Source organism: Neobacillus nitrireducens, assembly GCF_030915405.1.
GTDB lineage: Bacteria > Bacillota > Bacilli > Bacillales > Cytobacillaceae > Neobacillus.
This window is the reverse complement of sequence record NZ_CP133262.1, coordinates 2,907,269-2,925,672: the sequence shown is the minus strand read 5'-3', so window position 1 is coordinate 2,925,672 and position 18,404 is coordinate 2,907,269. Positions and strand designations below refer to the sequence as shown.

At 44.1% G+C, this 18,404-nt stretch carries 12 protein-coding genes, 3 rRNA genes and 1 riboswitch; all 15 genes read left to right on the top strand.

Annotated elements, in window-relative coordinates; translation table 11 throughout:
* Positions 1 to 14 precede the first annotated feature (14 nt).
* The 15 genes from glcT (at position 15) to purF (ending at position 18,389) form a co-directional block, all read left to right on the top strand.
* Positions 15 to 857: a glucose PTS transporter transcription antiterminator GlcT gene (gene glcT, locus RCG22_RS13990; protein ID WP_308103482.1), complete on the top strand. Its 843-nt coding sequence runs from the start codon at positions 15 to 17 to the stop codon at positions 855 to 857.
* 187 nt (positions 858 to 1,044) lie between these two features.
* On the top strand, positions 1,045 to 3,123 hold the full coding sequence (ptsG, locus tag RCG22_RS13985; protein ID WP_098262551.1) for a glucose-specific PTS transporter subunit IIBC: 2,079 nt from the start codon (positions 1,045 to 1,047) through the stop codon (positions 3,121 to 3,123).
* A gap of 449 nt (positions 3,124 to 3,572) precedes the next feature.
* Positions 3,573 to 5,110: ribosomal RNA gene (locus RCG22_RS13980) — 16S ribosomal RNA — on the top strand.
* A gap of 200 nt (positions 5,111 to 5,310) precedes the next feature.
* Positions 5,311 to 8,247: ribosomal RNA gene (locus RCG22_RS13975) — 23S ribosomal RNA — on the top strand.
* Positions 8,248 to 8,466: 219 nt separating this feature from the next.
* Positions 8,467 to 8,583 (top strand): 5S ribosomal RNA (gene rrf / locus RCG22_RS13970).
* The 16S, 23S and 5S rRNA genes sit together here, the layout of an rRNA operon.
* Positions 8,584 to 8,734: 151 nt before the next feature.
* Positions 8,735 to 9,595 carry a mechanosensitive ion channel family protein gene (locus RCG22_RS13965; RefSeq protein WP_308107162.1) on the top strand — a complete coding sequence of 287 codons (861 nt, stop codon included), beginning with the start codon at positions 8,735 to 8,737 and terminating at the stop codon, positions 9,593 to 9,595.
* A 27-nt stretch (positions 9,596 to 9,622) separates the two neighbouring features.
* A complete protein-coding gene (locus RCG22_RS13960; protein WP_308103481.1) occupies positions 9,623 to 9,820 on the top strand; it encodes an NETI motif-containing protein in 198 nt (65 codons plus the stop codon).
* Positions 9,821 to 9,908: 88 nt separating this feature from the next.
* Positions 9,909 to 10,010, top strand: a riboswitch (purine riboswitch).
* A gap of 128 nt (positions 10,011 to 10,138) precedes the next feature.
* Positions 10,139 to 10,627, top strand: coding sequence for a 5-(carboxyamino)imidazole ribonucleotide mutase (purE, locus tag RCG22_RS13955; RefSeq protein ID WP_308103480.1), 489 nt, complete (start codon positions 10,139 to 10,141; stop codon positions 10,625 to 10,627).
* A complete protein-coding gene (purK, locus tag RCG22_RS13950; RefSeq protein WP_308103479.1) occupies positions 10,620 to 11,768 on the top strand; it encodes a 5-(carboxyamino)imidazole ribonucleotide synthase in 1,149 nt (382 codons plus the stop codon). The genes purE and purK overlap by 8 nt, the downstream gene beginning before the upstream one ends.
* 3 nt (positions 11,769 to 11,771) lie before the next feature.
* The gene (gene purB / locus RCG22_RS13945) at positions 11,772 to 13,070 is read left to right on the top strand and encodes an adenylosuccinate lyase (RefSeq protein ID WP_098263967.1); all 1,299 of its coding nucleotides are present in this window, start codon (positions 11,772 to 11,774) and stop codon (positions 13,068 to 13,070) included.
* 81 nt (positions 13,071 to 13,151) lie between these two features.
* Positions 13,152 to 13,865: a phosphoribosylaminoimidazolesuccinocarboxamide synthase gene (gene purC / locus RCG22_RS13940; protein WP_308103477.1), complete on the top strand. Its 714-nt coding sequence runs from the start codon at positions 13,152 to 13,154 to the stop codon at positions 13,863 to 13,865.
* Positions 13,858 to 14,112, top strand: coding sequence for a phosphoribosylformylglycinamidine synthase subunit PurS (gene purS / locus RCG22_RS13935; RefSeq protein WP_098263965.1), 255 nt, complete (start codon positions 13,858 to 13,860; stop codon positions 14,110 to 14,112). The genes purC and purS overlap by 8 nt, the downstream gene beginning before the upstream one ends.
* The gene (gene purQ / locus RCG22_RS13930; RefSeq protein ID WP_308103476.1) at positions 14,109 to 14,792 is read left to right on the top strand and encodes a phosphoribosylformylglycinamidine synthase subunit PurQ; all 684 of its coding nucleotides are present in this window, start codon (positions 14,109 to 14,111) and stop codon (positions 14,790 to 14,792) included. The genes purS and purQ overlap by 4 nt, the downstream gene beginning before the upstream one ends.
* Positions 14,776 to 17,001: a phosphoribosylformylglycinamidine synthase subunit PurL gene (gene purL / locus RCG22_RS13925; protein WP_308103475.1), complete on the top strand. Its 2,226-nt coding sequence runs from the start codon at positions 14,776 to 14,778 to the stop codon at positions 16,999 to 17,001. The genes purQ and purL overlap by 17 nt, the downstream gene beginning before the upstream one ends.
* Entirely contained in the window at positions 16,977 to 18,389 is a 1,413-nt protein-coding gene (purF, locus tag RCG22_RS13920) for an amidophosphoribosyltransferase (protein ID WP_098263962.1), read from the top strand. The genes purL and purF overlap by 25 nt, the downstream gene beginning before the upstream one ends.
* Positions 18,390 to 18,404: the final 15 nt, after the last annotated feature.

Sequence of the window (18,404 nt, the reverse complement as noted above, 5' to 3'; positions counted from 1 at the left end):
ATGGGGAAAAGGGTATGGCACAGCTGAAAATTGAAAAGGTTTTAAATAATAATGTTTTGATTGCTGAACACCCTTCCTATGGAGAAGTTGTTTTGATTGGCAAAGGAATGGGTTTTAATCGCAAGCATGGAGACACGATTGAAACAGATTCAGTGGAAAAAATCTTTGTCTTAAAAAATGAAAAAGAACAAGAAAATTATATTAAATTGCTGCCTTTTATAGATAATGAATATTTAGAGGTGATTATCGCCGCTATCGAACTAATTAAGCAACGAACGAATGCGATGTTAAATGAACATATCCATGTAGCCTTAACAGACCATCTCATGTTTGCTTTAACGAGAGTCACGCAGGGGCTGGAAATGAAAAATCCATTTTTAATCGAGACGAAAGCGCTCTATCGACATGAATATGAAGTGGCGAAGGATGTCGTCGAGCTAATCAACGATAAGACAGGGATAAACCTTCCGATTGGTGAGGTTGGATTTATCGCCTTGCATATTCACAGTGCCCTTACTAATAAAAATCTTTCTGATGTGAACCAACATTCACAGCTAGTCAGCAGATTGGTTGACATGGTGGAAGAACAACTTGAAATAGAGATAGATAAAGAAGGAATCGATTATATGAGGCTGGTTCGTCACCTTCGCTTTGCTATTGAGAGAGTGATTAAGGGGGAGAAAGTCGATGAACCAGAAAAAATTTCTGCCCTCTTGAAAGATGAATATCCTGTGTGTTATAATCTTTCATGGAAGCTCATTAAAGTGATGCAACAATCATTAAAATTGAAAGTCTTTGATGCAGAAGCAGTTTATCTGACAATGCATTTGCAGCGACTTCAAAAAAAATTTAAATAGCAATTATTTTTTACGTGTTACTGATTCGATCAGGCATGAGTAAAAAGTTTAATTGAAATGAAATTTATGGGGTAATCTATACCCATAGATTCATTCAGTTAGATTTTTACTCATGCCTTTTTTGTTGGATTTTTCTAGGGAATGTAACCGCTTTATGAGCTAAACGAAAAATTAGGAGGTATATTTTATGTTTAAAAATGCTTTTGGTGTTTTACAAAAAGTAGGTAAAGCACTAATGTTGCCAGTAGCAATTTTGCCTGCAGCAGGGATATTATTAGCGGTTGGTAATGCGCTTCAAAACCCAACTTTAATTGACCTCGCTCCGTTCTTAGATAATAGCGGCATTGCTATGGTTGCGAAGATTATGGAACAGGCAGGTAGTGTAATATTCGGTAACCTGGCGTTATTATTTGCTGTTGGGGTTGCGATTGGGCTAGCTGGAGGAGAAGGTGTAGCGGGACTTGCTGCCATAGTAGGTTTCCTAATTATGAATGCAACAATGGGAACCGCTTTAGGAATTGATGCAGATGCACTTGCTAAGCATCCTCAAAGCTATGCATCAGTATTAGGTATTCCGACACTGCAAACTGGTGTTTTTGGTGGTATTATCGTCGGTCTGATTGCGGCGTACATGTACAACAAATTCTTTGAAATTGAATTACCATCGTATCTAGGATTCTTCGCTGGTAAGCGATTTGTTCCAATTGTAACAGCTGCAAGTACAGTTCTTTTAGGATTGCTAATGATTCTTATTTGGCCGCCAATTCAAACAGGCTTAAACTTATTTTCTACCAACATGGTTGATGCAAACAGAACATTAGCTGCGTTTATTTTTGGAGTCATTGAACGATCGTTAATTCCATTTGGATTACATCATATTTTCTATGCTCCATTCTGGTATGAATTTGGTAGTTATACCAATGCCGCTGGCGATCTTGTCCGTGGTGACCAACGTATTTTCATGGAACAAATTAAAGATAATGTTCAACATTTAACTGCAGGTACATTTACAACAGGTAAATATCCGTTCATGATGTTTGGACTTCCTGCTGCTGCACTAGCAATTTACCATGAAGCTCGTCCAGAAAAGAAAGTGTTTGTCGGAGGCTTAATGGCTTCTGCAGCCTTAACTTCTTTCTTAACAGGTATTACTGAACCAATCGAATTCTCGTTCTTGTTTGTTGCTCCAGTGTTATTTGGAATCCACGCAATTTTTGCAGGATTATCGTTTATGACCATGCATTTATTAAATGTAAAAATCGGGATGACATTCTCAGGTGGATTAATTGACTATATTCTATTTGGTTTAATTAACCCGCAAACAAATGCTTGGATCGTTATTCCTGTAGGTTTAGTCTTTGCATTGATTTATTACTTCGGATTCCGATTTGCCATTCGCAAGTTTAACTTAAAAACACCGGGTCGTGAATTAGAAGAGGAAGATGATCAAAGCCAAGCTCCGACAGGAAAAGCTGGCCAAACGGATTTAGCTTCTAATATTTTAGATGCAATGGGTGGTAAGGAAAATATTGCTCATTTAGATGCTTGTATTACACGTCTTCGTGTATCGGTCAATGATAGTAAAAATGTTGATAAAGCCCAGTTGAAGAGACTTGGTGCTGCAGGTGTCCTTGAAGTAGGTAACAACATTCAAGCGATTTTTGGACCGCGTTCAGAAACCATTAAAGGACAAATGAAAGATATCATGTCCGGGAAGAGACCGCGTGCAACTTCTGTTGATACGGTGGAAAAAGATGCGGGGCAACAGAATGGGGCAGTTAATTCAGATGCCCTTCAAAAAGCACGTGAAAATGAAGTATTTGTAGCGCCGCTTAAAGGAGAAATAAAGCCAATTACCGAAGTGCCGGATCAAGTGTTTGCCGGAAAAATGATGGGCGATGGTTTTGCAATTGTACCAGCTGAAGGAATGATTGTATCACCTGTTAATGGAAAGATCGTAAACCTATTCCCTACAAAACACGCGATTGGCATTTTATCTGATACGGGCCGAGAAATCCTCATTCATGTGGGTATTGATACGGTTAATTTAAAAGGTCAAGGTTTTGAGACATTAGTTTCAGAAGATGACATCATTGAACAAGGTCAGCCTTTATTAAAAGTTGATTTAAATTACATTAAAGAACATGCAACATCTACAATCACGCCAATTGTTTTCACGAACTTAGCTGAAGGTGAAAAAGTTGTAATTAATAAACAAGGCCAAGTTGAGTTAAAACAAGAGGGTATCATTAAGATAACTAAGTAAGATTGAAGCCGGTCCAACAGTTGGACCGGCTTTCATATTTTATTAATAGAAGAAAGTCGATATGGGGAAATTCATTTGAAATTTTCATTGACGTAAACTAGCCTAAGTGGTAATATATTTAAGCAGTCGTTATTGACGAGTTAATAACTCAACAATGTTGAAAAACATCAAAAAGGGTGTTGACAACGAATTGCTGAAATGATATAGTTATAAAGTTGCTTCAAAAGAAGTGGCGAACTTGTTCTTTGAAAACTAAACAAACAAAATCGTGCAAAACAAACAAAAATTATTAGTTTCAACAATGAAACTAAGCCAACGTAACAAATGAGCTAATCAACTTTTCCGCGTATTAACGAGCAGTAATATCCTATCGGATAAACTGCTCGTAAATACCCGATTGATTCGACTAACCATCACGGGGTAAAGCATCCCGTGATGGAAGTCTCATCTTATTGGAGAGTTTGATCCTGGCTCAGGACGAACGCTGGCGGCGTGCCTAATACATGCAAGTCGAGCGAATCACTTCGGTGGTTAGCGGCGGACGGGTGAGTAACACGTGGGCAACCTGCCTGTAAGACTGGGATAACACCGGGAAACCGGTGCTAATACCGGATAATCCATTTCCTCTCATGAGGAAAAGCTGAAAGTCGGTTTCGGCTGACACTTACAGATGGGCCCGCGGCGCATTAGCTAGTTGGTGAGGTAACGGCTCACCAAGGCGACGATGCGTAGCCGACCTGAGAGGGTGATCGGCCACACTGGGACTGAGACACGGCCCAGACTCCTACGGGAGGCAGCAGTAGGGAATCTTCCACAATGGACGAAAGTCTGATGGAGCAACGCCGCGTGAGCGATGAAGGCCTTCGGGTCGTAAAGCTCTGTTGTTAGGGAAGAACAAGTACCGGAGTAACTGCCGGTACCTTGACGGTACCTAACCAGAAAGCCACGGCTAACTACGTGCCAGCAGCCGCGGTAATACGTAGGTGGCAAGCGTTGTCCGGAATTATTGGGCGTAAAGCGCGCGCAGGCGGTCCTTTAAGTCTGATGTGAAAGCCCACGGCTCAACCGTGGAGGGTCATTGGAAACTGGGGGACTTGAGTGCAGAAGAGGAAAGCGGAATTCCACGTGTAGCGGTGAAATGCGTAGAGATGTGGAGGAACACCAGTGGCGAAGGCGGCTTTCTGGTCTGTAACTGACGCTGAGGCGCGAAAGCGTGGGGAGCAAACAGGATTAGATACCCTGGTAGTCCACGCCGTAAACGATGAGTGCTAAGTGTTAGGGGGTTTCCGCCCCTTAGTGCTGCAGCTAACGCATTAAGCACTCCGCCTGGGGAGTACGGCCGCAAGGCTGAAACTCAAAGGAATTGACGGGGGCCCGCACAAGCGGTGGAGCATGTGGTTTAATTCGAAGCAACGCGAAGAACCTTACCAGGTCTTGACATCCTCTGACACTCCTAGAGATAGGACGTTCCCCTTCGGGGGACAGAGTGACAGGTGGTGCATGGTTGTCGTCAGCTCGTGTCGTGAGATGTTGGGTTAAGTCCCGCAACGAGCGCAACCCTTGATCTTAGTTGCCAGCATTTAGTTGGGCACTCTAAGGTGACTGCCGGTGACAAACCGGAGGAAGGTGGGGATGACGTCAAATCATCATGCCCCTTATGACCTGGGCTACACACGTGCTACAATGGATGGTACAAAGGGCTGCAAGACCGCGAGGTTTAGCCAATCCCATAAAACCATTCTCAGTTCGGATTGCAGGCTGCAACTCGCCTGCATGAAGCCGGAATCGCTAGTAATCGCGGATCAGCATGCCGCGGTGAATACGTTCCCGGGCCTTGTACACACCGCCCGTCACACCACGAGAGTTTGTAACACCCGAAGTCGGTGGGGTAACCGTAAGGAGCCAGCCGCCTAAGGTGGGACAGATGATTGGGGTGAAGTCGTAACAAGGTAGCCGTATCGGAAGGTGCGGCTGGATCACCTCCTTTCTAAGGATAAAGCTGGACTTGTGAGCCAGACAAAATAGTAACGCGATCTTTGTTTGTTTAGTTTTGAGAGTACAATCTCTCAAAGCTTTTTTTAATCGTTCTTTGAAAACTAGATAATCGTAAGAAGAAGCAAAGTAAACATCGAGTAATCGCCATTTTAGATTTTCTCTCTTATGTAAGTAAGAGTTATAAACCTTTTAGGTTAAGTTAGAAAGGGCGCACGGTGAATGCCTTGGCACTAGGAGCCGATGAAGGACGGGACTAACACCGATATGCTTCGGGGAGCTGTAAGTAAGCTTTGATCCGGAGACTTCCGAATGGGGGAACCCACTGTTCGTAATGGAACAGTATCTTTACCTGAATACATAGGGTATGGAAGGCATACCCGGGGAACTGAAACATCTAAGTACCCGGAGGAAGAGAAAGCAAACGCGATTCCCTGAGTAGCGGCGAGCGAAACGGGACATAGCCCAAACCAAGAGGCTTGCCTCTTGGGGTTGTAGGACACTCAACATGGAGTTACAAAGGAACGGGGTAGATGAAGCGACCTGGAAAGGTCCGTCATAGAAGGTAAAAACCCTGTAGTCGAAACTTCGTTCCCTCCTGAGTGGATCCTGAGTACGGCCGGACACGAGAAATCCGGTCGGAAGCAGGGAGGACCATCTCCCAAGGCTAAATACTCCCTAGTGACCGATAGTGAACCAGTACCGTGAGGGAAAGGTGAAAAGCACCCCGGAAGGGGAGTGAAATAGTTCCTGAAACCGTGTGCCTACAAGTAGTTAGAGCCCGTTAATGGGTAATAGCGTGCCTTTTGTAGAATGAACCGGCGAGTTACGATCCCATGCAAGGTTAAGTTGAAAAGACGGAGCCGCAGCGAAAGCGAGTCTGAATAGGGCGTATGAGTATGTGGTCGTAGACCCGAAACCAGGTGATCTACCCATGTCCAGGGTGAAGTCCAGGTAACACTGGATGGAGGCCCGAACCCACGCACGTTGAAAAGTGCGGGGATGAGGTGTGGGTAGCGGAGAAATTCCAATCGAACTTGGAGATAGCTGGTTCTCTCCGAAATAGCTTTAGGGCTAGCCTCACGTAGTAAGAGTCTTGGAGGTAGAGCACTGTTTGGACTAGGGGCCCTCATCGGGTTACCGAATTCAGACAAACTCCGAATGCCAAAGACTTATCCGTGGGAGTCAGACTGCGAGTGATAAGATCCGTAGTCAAAAGGGAAACAGCCCAGACCACCAGCTAAGGTCCCAAAGTATACGTTAAGTGGAAAAGGATGTGGAGTTGTTTAGACAACCAGGATGTTGGCTTAGAAGCAGCCACCATTTAAAGAGTGCGTAATAGCTCACTGGTCGAATGACTCTGCGCCGAAAATGTACCGGGGCTAAACGTATCACCGAAGCTGTGGATTGACATCTTAGATGTCAGTGGTAGGAGAGCGTTCTAAGGGCGTTGAAGCTAGACCGTAAGGACTGGTGGAGCGCTTAGAAGTGAGAATGCCGGTATGAGTAGCGAAAGATGAGTGAGAATCTCATCCACCGAATGCCTAAGGTTTCCTGAGGAAGGCTCGTCCGCTCAGGGTTAGTCGGGACCTAAGCCGAGGCCGAAAGGCGTAGGCGATGGACAACAGGTTGATATTCCTGTACCACCTCTTTATCGTTTGAGCAATGGGGGGACGCAGGAGGATAGGGTAAGCGCGCTGTTGGATATGCGCGTCTAAGCAGTTAGGCTGAGAAGTAGGCAAATCCGCTTCTCACTAAGGCTGAGCTGTGATAGCGAGGGAAATTTAGTACCGAAGTTCCTGATTCCACACTGCCAAGAAAAGCCTCTAGCGAGATAAATGGTGCCCGTACCGCAAACCGACACAGGTAGGCGAGGAGAGAATCCTAAGGTGAGCGAGAGAACTCTCGTTAAGGAACTCGGCAAAATGACCCCGTAACTTCGGGAGAAGGGGTGCTTTTTGAGGTGAATAGCCTCGAAGAGCCGCAGTGAATAGGCCCAGGCGACTGTTTAGCAAAAACACAGGTCTCTGCGAAGCCGCAAGGCGAAGTATAGGGGCTGACGCCTGCCCGGTGCTGGAAGGTTAAGAGGAGGGGTTAGCTGCTAAGCGAAGCTCTGAATCGAAGCCCCAGTAAACGGCGGCCGTAACTATAACGGTCCTAAGGTAGCGAAATTCCTTGTCGGGTAAGTTCCGACCCGCACGAAAGGCGTAACGATCTGGGCACTGTCTCAACGAGAGACTCGGTGAAATTATAGTACCTGTGAAGATGCAGGTTACCCGCGACAGGACGGAAAGACCCCGTGGAGCTTTACTGTAGCCTGATATTGAATTTTGGTACAGCTTGTACAGGATAGGTAGGAGCCTGAGAAGCCGGAGCGCTAGCTTCGGTGGAGGCGTTGGTGGGATACTACCCTGGCTGTATTGAAATTCTAACCCGCACCCCTTATCGGGGTGGGAGACAGTGTCAGGTGGGCAGTTTGACTGGGGCGGTCGCCTCCTAAAGAGTAACGGAGGCGCCCAAAGGTTCCCTCAGAATGGTTGGAAATCATTCGCAGAGTGTAAAGGCACAAGGGAGCTTGACTGCGAGACCTACAAGTCGAGCAGGGACGAAAGTCGGGCTTAGTGATCCGGTGGTTCCGCATGGAAGGGCCATCGCTCAACGGATAAAAGCTACCCCGGGGATAACAGGCTTATCTCCCCCAAGAGTCCACATCGACGGGGAGGTTTGGCACCTCGATGTCGGCTCATCGCATCCTGGGGCTGTAGTCGGTCCCAAGGGTTGGGCTGTTCGCCCATTAAAGCGGTACGCGAGCTGGGTTCAGAACGTCGTGAGACAGTTCGGTCCCTATCCGTCGTGGGCGCAGGAAATTTGAGAGGAGCTGTCCTTAGTACGAGAGGACCGGGATGGACGCACCGCTGGTGTACCAGTTGTTCTGCCAAGGGCATCGCTGGGTAGCTATGTGCGGACGGGATAAGTGCTGAAAGCATCTAAGCATGAAGCCCCCCTCAAGATGAGATTTCCCATAGCGCAAGCTAGTAAGAACCCTGAAAGATGATCAGGTTGATAGGTCAGAGGTGGAAGCGTGGTAACATGTGGAGCTGACTGATACTAATCGTTCGAGGACTTAACCAAAACGAAAAGCGGAAGCGTCCGCTTAGCGACGTATGGCCTGGAGGGCTTTGACTGAGATAAAGGAAACACGAAGAGCGTAGCGATTCGATGTTGACTTATCGTAGGGAAAAGACCGAAGGACACTAGTCGTTGGACGCTGGAGCTGGACAATGATAACTCGTTTTTACAACTTCTTCTGCATTATCTAGTTTTGAGGGAACGATTCCTCTAATTTTATAGTCTGGCAGCAATGGCGAGAAGGTCACACCCGTTCCCATACCGAACACGGAAGTTAAGCTTCTCAGCGCCGATGGTAGTTGGGACACGCGTCCCTGTGAGAGTAGGACGTTGCCAGGCACATTTAAAGAACAACCAGAAATGGTTGTTTTTTTGTTATATGGGAGTTCTGAAGGACAAAATGTCTACCGTAATAAATTATTTTCCCTCTATTTGTTTTTAACATCAAACATTGCAAACACTAAGCATGATTGGAAAACAAGTAGGTGATATGATGGATTGGATGGAATTTCTGCATCACTATAAATTGATAAGCATCCTATTAGCAGCTATTATTGCAAGAGTAATTGTTATTATCATAAATAAAACGGTTCATAACTTCTTTCTAAAGACCCATTTCATTGAGGAACGTAAAGAGCAAACGATCGAAAGCATGATTCGTTCGTTAACAAAATACACAGTAACCATTAGTTTTACCTTTTTTGCCATCTCCCAATATGTAAGTAATTTTGGAAGAATTCTTGCCGGGGCGGGAATTCTCGGGGTAATCCTCGGTTTTGGAGCTCAAAGCTTAATCAAAGATATTCTTTCAGGTATTTTTTTAATTTATGAAAAGCAACTGCATAAGGGCGATTTTATAACCATCAATAATACCTTTAATGGAACGGTTGTGGATATTGGATTAAGGTTTGTAAAAATTCGAGAATGGAGTGGAAAGGTTTTAACGATTAGCAATGGAGAAGTAAAGCAGATTCATAACTTTAATATCGATCAAATGCGGGTGATTGAAAGAGTAGTGGTAAGCTATCGTGAGAATCCTGAACGAGTGTTTGAAATTCTTGAGATTGCTTGTGAAAGTATAAATGAAGTACACCAACCGTGTTTAAAATTAGACCACTCCAATTGTCCAATCGAGCCGTTTAAAGTATATGGAATAACCACCATAAATTCGGGCTATCGAGGGATAGAATACACGGTGACTGGTCTTGTTGATGATGCCTATTATTGGGATGCAGCCAAGGGTGCAAGAAGGATTCTCGCCCAAACCCTTTTTGATTATCAAATAAAACTGGCGGAAGACACCATGTTAGTAAGACAATTAGAAAATGCCTTAGTAAGAGAGGAAAAATAATAGTGGAATCGGAGGTAAGTATTGTCAATGGGTAAAAAGAAAATGCAATTTGAGGTTCAGGAAAGTGAAAGTATTGAGGACTGCTTGAATAGAATGAAAAAGTTGGGATATACACCTGTACGCCGAACGGAAAAGCCTATTTTTCAAGAAATTAAAAAAGGCAGTGAAACCATTTATGAACCTGTAGCGCGACAAATTATCTTTGAAGGCGCATTAATTGAGTAAAACACGAACATTGTAGTTCTATTTGAAAATAACGTTCGATTTATTTATTGACACCTTCATGAGTTGATTGTAAGATATAGGAGTGAATTAAACAATTAATCTTTACCCTCGTATATCCATGGGGATATGGCCCATAAGTTTCTACCCAATAACCGTAAATTATTGGACTATGAGGGAAAGTCAATAGGTCTGGCAATTAAGGGGCAGTCCCTTACTTTATGTTGTCTATCATCATGATGCCCGGACAAATGGCTTTCTCTTTCTAGAGATGCTATTTGTTACGGGCATTTTATTTTGGGTATAAAAGGGGGATTTGAGATGACGGTTCTTGTTGGAGTTATCATGGGGAGTAAATCAGACTGGGAAACAATGAAACATGCCTGTGACGTACTTGACCAATTCGAAATTACTTATGAAAAAAAGGTCGTATCGGCTCATCGGACACCTGATTTGATGTTTACATATGCGAAGGAAGCCAGGGAAAGAGGCTTGAAGGTGATTATTGCCGGAGCCGGCGGTGCGGCCCATCTTCCCGGAATGGTAGCAGCAAAAACCACCTTGCCGGTAATCGGAGTGCCCGTGCAAACACAGGCATTAAAAGGGTTAGATTCGTTGCTGTCAATCGTCCAAATGCCAGGGGGTGTACCCGTAGCAACCGTTGCAATAGGGAAAGCCGGTGCGTTAAATGCAGGCTTGCTTGCCGCACAAATTTTAGCAACTGTTGACGCTGAATTAGCTGATAAATTAGAGGCTAAAAGAGAAGCTACCAAACAAGCGGTACTAGAAAGTAGTGATCAACTTGTCTAATAGAACAATTTTACCAGGTGCGACGATTGGAATAATTGGCGGCGGCCAGCTTGGCAGAATGATGGCTCTAGCAGCAAAGGCTCAAGGCTTTCGAATCGCAGTATTAGAACCGACGGAGGACTCACCATGCGGACAAGTTGCTGATATTGAAGTGATCGGGGCTTATGATGATCGTGAAGCCATCGGTAAATTAGCAAAAGTTAGTGATGTCATTACTTATGAATTTGAAAACATTGATGCAGATACATTAATGTGGTTATGTAATCAAGCCTATGTCCCGCAAGGCCCGAGATTGCTAACTATCACGCAGGACAGGATTAAGGAGAAAGCGGCGATCCAACAATCAGGTGTGGAAGTAGCACCCTATGAAGTGATTAACAGCTTAGAGGATTTATTTTTAAAAATAAATACAATCGGTTACCCAGCAGTCTTAAAAACGGCAAGAGGCGGTTATGACGGAAAGGGTCAACTGGTGATTAGGGAACCGCAGGATTTATCAAAGGGTGAACCCCTTCTAAAACATGGTGCCTGTGTATTAGAGAAATGGATTCCTTTTGAAAAAGAACTATCGGTAATTGTGACAAGAAAGCTTGATGGGGAGACTTCATTTCTTCCAGTGGCTGAAAACAGACATGTAGAGAATATTTTAGATACGACGATTGTTCCTGCACGAATTTCAGAAGTTTTACAGAATGAAGCTGTACTACTAGCAAAGAAGCTGGCTGATTCGTTACAATTAGTCGGGACGCTTGCTGTCGAAATGTTTTTGACGAGTGGTGGAGCAATTTATATAAATGAATTGGCACCACGGCCGCATAATTCCGGCCATTTCTCAATCGAAGCTTGCGAGACGTCACAGTTTGAACAGCATATCCGTGCCATTTGTAATTGGCCGTTAGGGAATACCGGGCTATTAAAACCGGCTGTTATGGTCAACCTATTAGGAGAGCATCTTGAAAATCTTTATAAGGAAATTCCGACGATGAACGACTGGAAGATTCACTTATATGGAAAGAAAGAGGCGAAAACAAAACGGAAAATGGGCCATGTGACGATTTTGCGAGATAATGTCGAAATCGCGCTTGCAGAAATGAATGAAAGCAGCATCTGGAAAAGAGCCAAAGAAAAGATCGGGGGATAAAACATGATTGATCGTTATACACGACCGGAAATGGGAGCAATTTGGACAGAGGAAAACCGCTTTAACGCCTGGCTTGAGGTGGAAATACTTGCGTGTGAGGCATGGGCGGAACTAGGTGATATACCAAAGGAAGATGTCAAGAAGCTTCGCGAAAATGCCTCTTTTAATATTGACCGTATTAAAGAGATTGAGGAAGAAACCAGGCACGATGTGGTTGCATTTACCCGTGCTGTATCAGAAACACTGGGGGAAGAGAAGAAATGGGTTCATTACGGATTGACGTCAACGGATGTCGTCGATACGGCCCTATCTTATATCTTAAAGCAGGCCAATGCAATTTTACAAAAAGACTTGGAAAACTTTATTGAGATCTTAAAAAATAAAGCCATTGAACATAAGTTGACCGTCATGATGGGACGGACACACGGTGTCCATGCGGAGCCAACGACATTTGGCTTAAAGCTTGCACTTTGGTATGAAGAAATGAAACGGAACCTGGAGCGTTTTAAGCAAGCGTCCGAGGGTATAGAATTTGGAAAGATTTCCGGTGCGGTTGGGACCTATGCAAATATTAATCCATTTGTGGAACAGTATGTGTGCGAAAAATTAGGACTTGGGCGTGCGCCAATTTCGACTCAGACTTTGCAGCGTGACCGTCATGCCCACTACATGTCAACGATTGCGTTGATTGCTACTTCGATAGAGAAGTTTGCTGTGGAGGTTCGAGGGTTACAAAAGAGTGAAACACGTGAAGTCGAAGAGTTTTTTGCAAAAGGTCAGAAGGGATCATCAGCAATGCCGCATAAACGGAATCCGATTGGTTCCGAAAATATGACGGGAATTGCCCGAGTGATTCGTGGATATATGCTGACAGCTTATGAAAATGTACCACTTTGGCATGAGCGTGATATTTCTCATTCATCCGCAGAACGAATCATTTTACCAGATGCAACGATTGGTTTGAATTATATGCTGAATCGTTTCGGTAACATTGTGAAAAACTTGACGGTTTATCCGGAGAATATGAAGCGTAACATGGACAGGACGCTTGGCTTAATTTATTCCCAACGTGTGCTGCTTGCTTTAATCGATAAAGGATTATCACGTGAAGAATCGTATGATACCGTGCAGCCAAAAGCGATGGAGGCATGGGAGAAACAAGTTCCTTTTCGCAGTTTAATTGAAGCAGAGGATAAAATTACTTCGCTGCTATCAGGAGAAGAAATCGCTGCTTGTTTTGATTATAGCTACCATCTGCAACATGTAGATACTATCTTTGATCGCTTAGGATTGAATGAATAAAAGAGGGCGTAGAAGGGGTCATTCGTGCCCCCCTCTTAGCTTAAAAATTCCCAATATTGCAAATTAGGAGGCGCTTCCCAAATGAAAAACCCTTTATACGAAGGAAAAGCAAAACGAATTTACGCCACAGACGATGAACAGATTGTTTTGGTTGAATATAAGGATTCAGCAACTGCTTATAACGGACAAAAGAAGGCTGACATTACAGGAAAAGGTCGTTTAAATAACGAGATTACTAGTTTGTTATTTTTAAAACTTAAAGAACAGGGAATAGAGTCCCATTTTATCGAACGTATATCCGAAACGGAACAGCTGGTGAAGAAAGTATCGATTATTCCGCTTGAGGTAGTTGTAAGAAATGTGGCCGCTGGCAGTTTTTCAAAAAGATTGGGAGTCGAAGAAGGAAGCGATTTAACCAAACCGATTGTTGAATTTTACCTGAAAAACGATGAACTAGGAGATCCACTCCTAACTATCGATCACATTCTTGAACTGAAAGTGGCAACAACCCAGGAGGCAACAATTTTACGAGAAAAGGCACTCCAAATTAATACCGTTTTATCAAGCTTTTTCAATGACCTTGGCATACGTCTCATCGATTTTAAACTGGAGTTTGGTAAGGACGCAGACGGAAATATTTTACTTGCTGATGAAATTTCTCCTGACACTTGCAGGCTGTGGGATTCAGAAACCAATGAAAAGCTCGATAAGGATGTATTTCGACGTGATTTAGGAAGCTTAACAGATGCCTATGAAAATATTTTAACCAGATTGGGAGGACATCAGCATGTATAAAGTAAAGGTATTTGTCACATTAAGAGAAAGTGTTTTAGACCCACAGGGGAAAGCAGTCACCCATTCCTTACACTCATTAAATTACCAACAAGTGGCCGATGTCCGAATCGGTAAATATATGGAGTTAACGATTGAAAAGTCAGAACGGGATATAAATGAAGTCGTTAATGAAATTTGTACCAACCTGTTAGCAAATCCGGTCATTGAAGATTACCGTTACGAAGTAGAGGAGTGTGTTACTCTGTGAAATTTGCAGTGATCGTCTTCCCAGGATCAAATTGTGATGTTGATATGTTCCATGCCATTCAAGACGAACTTGGAGAGCAAGTTGAATATGTTTGGCATGATTCTGAAAGCTTAGACGAATTTGATGGAATTCTACTTCCAGGCGGCTTCTCCTATGGAGACTATTTGCGGACTGGAGCTATTGCAAGATTTAGTAATGTTATGAAGGAAGTTATCAAGGCGGCAGAAGCCGGAAAGCCCGTTCTTGGCGTATGTAATGGATTTCAAATTCTCCTTGAAGCAGGGTTACTGCCAGGCGCTATGAGACGAAATGAGAGCCTATCGTTTATTTGTAAGCCAGTCGAGTTAAAGGTAGAAAACAATCAGACCATGTTTACGAATGAATACAGCAACGGGGAAACGATTGTCATCCCTGTCGCCCATGGTGAAGGAAACTATTATTGTGACGAGGAAACCCTCGCAAGACTGAATGAAAATAATCAAATTGTCTTTACTTATAGCCAGAATCCGAACGGAAGTCTCGCTGATATCGCCGGAATTATCAATGAAAAAGGAAACGTCCTTGGGATGATGCCTCACCCGGAAAGAGCGGTAGATGAACTTTTAGGCGGCGCCGATGGATTGAAAATGTTCCAATCGATTGTAAAAGCTTGGAGGGAAGCATATGTTGTCAACGCTTGAACCAAATCCGAATCAGATCAAAGCAGAAAAAATTTATCAGCAAATGGGTTTGTCCGACGAAGAATTTGCAATGGTTGAAAACATTCTTGGACGCACGCCGAACTATACCGAAACAGGCCTTTTCTCAGTTATGTGGTCAGAACACTGCAGCTATAAAAATTCGAAGCCGATTCTAAAGAAATTCCCGATTACAGGCGAACGAGTCCTGCAAGGGCCCGGTGAAGGTGCAGGGATTGTCGACATCGGCGATGAACAGGCGGTTGTTTTTAAAATCGAGAGTCATAACCATCCATCAGCGATTGAGCCGTATCAAGGAGCAGCAACTGGTGTCGGCGGGATTATCCGTGATGTATTCTCAATGGGAGCAAGACCGATTGCCATGTTGAATTCACTTCGTTTTGGTGAACTGGATTCAGCAAGGGTTCGCTACTTATTCAAAGAGGTTGTTGCTGGGATTGCTGGCTATGGAAACTGTATTGGAATTCCGACAGTTGGCGGAGAAATTGGGTTTGATCCATGCTATGAGGGGAATCCGCTTGTTAATGCCATGTGTGTTGGCTTAATTGACCATAAAGACATCAAAAAGGGGCAAGCCCATGGTGAAGGCAATACCGTCATGTATGTTGGAGCAAAAACAGGACGTGACGGGATTCACGGTGCAACATTTGCATCTGAGGAACTAACGGAGCAATCGAATGAAGATCGCCCGGCGGTTCAAGTAGGCGATCCCTTTATGGAAAAATTACTGCTTGAAGCTTGTCTGGAATTAATTCATTTTGATGCGCTTGTTGGGATTCAAGATATGGGTGCAGCGGGACTTATTAGTTCATCTGCGGAGATGGCCAGTAAAGCTGGAATGGGCATTGAAATGAATTTAGACTTGGTGCCACAACGTGAAACAGGGATGACTGCTTACGAAATGATGTTATCAGAATCTCAAGAGCGTATGTTGATTGTTGTTAAAAAGGGAAGAGAACAAGAAATCGTTGAGCTTTTTGAAAAATACGGTTTAGAAGCAGTAGCGATTGGAACGGTGACTAGCGATAAACAGATGCGGCTTTTCCATAAAGGCGAGATCGTGGCGGAAGTTCCAGCTGATGCTCTTGCGGAAGAAGCACCGGTTTACCACAAGCCATCAAAAGAACCAAGTTATTTTGCAGAATTCCAAGCGATGGATAATGAAATTCCACAGGTGGATGATCTGAAAGAAACATTAATCAATATTTTAAGTCAGCCGACGGTAGCAAGTAAGGAATGGGTCTATGAGCAGTACGATTACATGGTTCGAACCAATACTGTCGTATCACCAGGTTCGGACGCTGCAGTGGTAAGGATTCGCGGTACGCGTAAAGCATTAGCGATGACAACCGATTGTAATTCCCGCTATGTCTACTTAGATCCAGAAACAGGCGGAAAAATCGCTGTCGCTGAAGCAGCCCGCAACATTGTTTGTTCTGGTGCGGAACCACTTGCTATCACTGATAATCTTAACTTCGGAAACCCAGAAAAACCAGAAGTGTTCTGGCAAATCGAAAAAGCGGCTGACGGCATGAGTGAAGCCTGCCGCGTTCTTGGAACTCCGGTTATCGGCGGTAATGTCTCTTTATATAACGAAACAAGCGGAACAGCAATCTATCCAACCCCAGTGGTCGGAATGGTTGGTTTAGTAACAGATATTGACCATATTACTACACAGGACTTTAAAAACAGTGGCGATCTCATTTATTTAGTCGGAGAAACAAAGGATGAATTTGGCGGCAGTGAGCTCCAAAAGCTTCTGTATGGCAAGGTATTTGGTAAAGCCCCAGAATTAAATATAACCATCGAGAAAGAAAGACAGAATCAGGTCCTTGCTGCGATTCGTGCAGGATTGGTGGAGTCAGCACACGACCTTTCAGAAGGCGGTTTAGCTGTTGGGTTAGCGGAAAGTCTTTTCACAAATAAACAACTGGGTGCAAAAGTAAGCATCACTGGAAATCAAGTTTCAGCATTATTTAGTGAAACACAATCCCGTTTCCTTTTAACTATCAAAAAAGAGCATCAACAGGAGTTTGAAAGTTTAGTGGATGCAGTCCAAATTGGCACTGTGAATGATTCTGGGAAACTAAACATCACAAATGATGAGTCAACCGTACTTGAAGCGTCAATTGAAGAATTAAAAGCTGCTTGGAAAGGGGCAATCCCATGCTACCTGAAATCAAGGGATTAAACGAAGAGTGTGGAATTTTTGGGGTTTGGGGACATGTGGATGCGGCGCAACTGACTTATTACGGACTTCACAGCCTGCAGCATCGCGGCCAGGAAGGGACTGGAATCGTAGTCTCTGATGGCAAACAGTTGAAAGGCGTAAAGGGCGAAGGACTAGTTGCTGAGATTTTCACAACTGAAGCGATGAAGGAACTGACAGGTACATCTGCCATTGGACACGTTCGTTATGCAACGGCAGGAGGCGGCGGTTACGAAAACGTTCAGCCGCTCTTGTTCCATTCTCAAACCAGCAGCCTTGCACTGGCCCATAATGGCAACTTAGTGAATGTGAATTCATTAAAACATCAGTTGGAGGCACAAGGGAGTATTTTTCAAACAAGCTCCGATACCGAGGTGCTTGCTCACTTAATGAAAAGAAGCGGCTACTCTGATTCAAAGGATCGTGCCAAAAACGCGCTTTCGATGTTAAAAGGGGCGTACGCTTACCTAATTATGACAGAAACTGAATTAATGGTGGCACTCGACCCGCACGGCTTACGACCTTTATCACTTGGTTGTCTTGGGGATGCCTATGTTGTCGCATCGGAGACCTGTGCCTTTGATGTGGTCGGTGCGGAATATATTCGTGATATTCGGCCGGGAGAACTATTAATTATAAACGATCAGGGATTAGTATCAGAACAATTCGCTGTTAGTTCAACCAAAGCGATTTGTACGATGGAATATATTTATTTTTCAAGACCGGATAGTAATATTCAAGGAATCAACGTCCATACAGCCCGTAAAAACCTTGGGAAAAGAATGGCAGTCGAAGCGCCATTTGAAGCGGATGTCGTCACAGGGGTACCAGATTCCAGCATTTCTGCTGCAATTGGTTATGCGGAAGCAACGGGCATTCCCTACGAAATGGGGCTCATTAAAAACCGCTATGTCGGAAGAACGTTCATCCAGCCATCCCAATCATTACGGGAGCAAGGGGTAAAAATGAAGCTTTCCCCTGTACGCGGAGTCGTCGAAGGCAAGCGGGTCGTGATGGTAGACGATTCGATTGTACGCGGAACAACAAGCAGACGGATTGTGAAGATGCTAAAAGAGGCAGGCGCAACCGAAGTTCATGTGGTGATTACGTCTCCTCCAATTAAAAATCCTTGCTTCTATGGGATTGATACATCGACAAAAGAAGAATTGATTGCCTATGATAAATCAATTGAGGAAATGAGAGTGCTAATTGGTGCAGATACACTCACCTTTATAAGCGTTGAAGGGATGATCGAAGCCATTGGCAGAAAAGACGGGGACGGCACAAGTGGCTATTGCCTTGGCTGTTTCACAGGAAATTATCCAACCGAAATATACCCGGATACACTCCAATATTATTACCAAAAGTAGAAAGGAGCGAGCAGC

Excerpts from the sequence above, each read along its gene's own strand:
- purL (WP_308103475.1), top strand. The coding sequence starts at position 14,776 with ATGTTGTCAACGCTTGAACCAAATCCGAATCAGATCAAAGCAGAAAAA.
- purC (WP_308103477.1), top strand. The coding sequence starts at position 13,152 with ATGAAAAACCCTTTATACGAAGGAAAAGCAAAACGAATTTACGCCACA.
- glcT (WP_308103482.1), top strand. The coding sequence starts at position 15 with ATGGCACAGCTGAAAATTGAAAAGGTTTTAAATAATAATGTTTTGATT.
- purF (WP_098263962.1), top strand. The coding sequence starts at position 16,977 with ATGCTACCTGAAATCAAGGGATTAAACGAAGAGTGTGGAATTTTTGGG.
- purE (WP_308103480.1), top strand. The coding sequence starts at position 10,139 with ATGACGGTTCTTGTTGGAGTTATCATGGGGAGTAAATCAGACTGGGAA.
- ptsG (WP_098262551.1), top strand. The coding sequence starts at position 1,045 with ATGTTTAAAAATGCTTTTGGTGTTTTACAAAAAGTAGGTAAAGCACTA.
- purS (WP_098263965.1), top strand. The coding sequence starts at position 13,858 with ATGTATAAAGTAAAGGTATTTGTCACATTAAGAGAAAGTGTTTTAGAC.
- RCG22_RS13965 (WP_308107162.1), top strand. The coding sequence starts at position 8,735 with ATGATGGATTGGATGGAATTTCTGCATCACTATAAATTGATAAGCATC.
- purB (WP_098263967.1), top strand. The coding sequence starts at position 11,772 with ATGATTGATCGTTATACACGACCGGAAATGGGAGCAATTTGGACAGAG.
- RCG22_RS13960 (WP_308103481.1), top strand. The coding sequence starts at position 9,623 with ATGGGTAAAAAGAAAATGCAATTTGAGGTTCAGGAAAGTGAAAGTATT.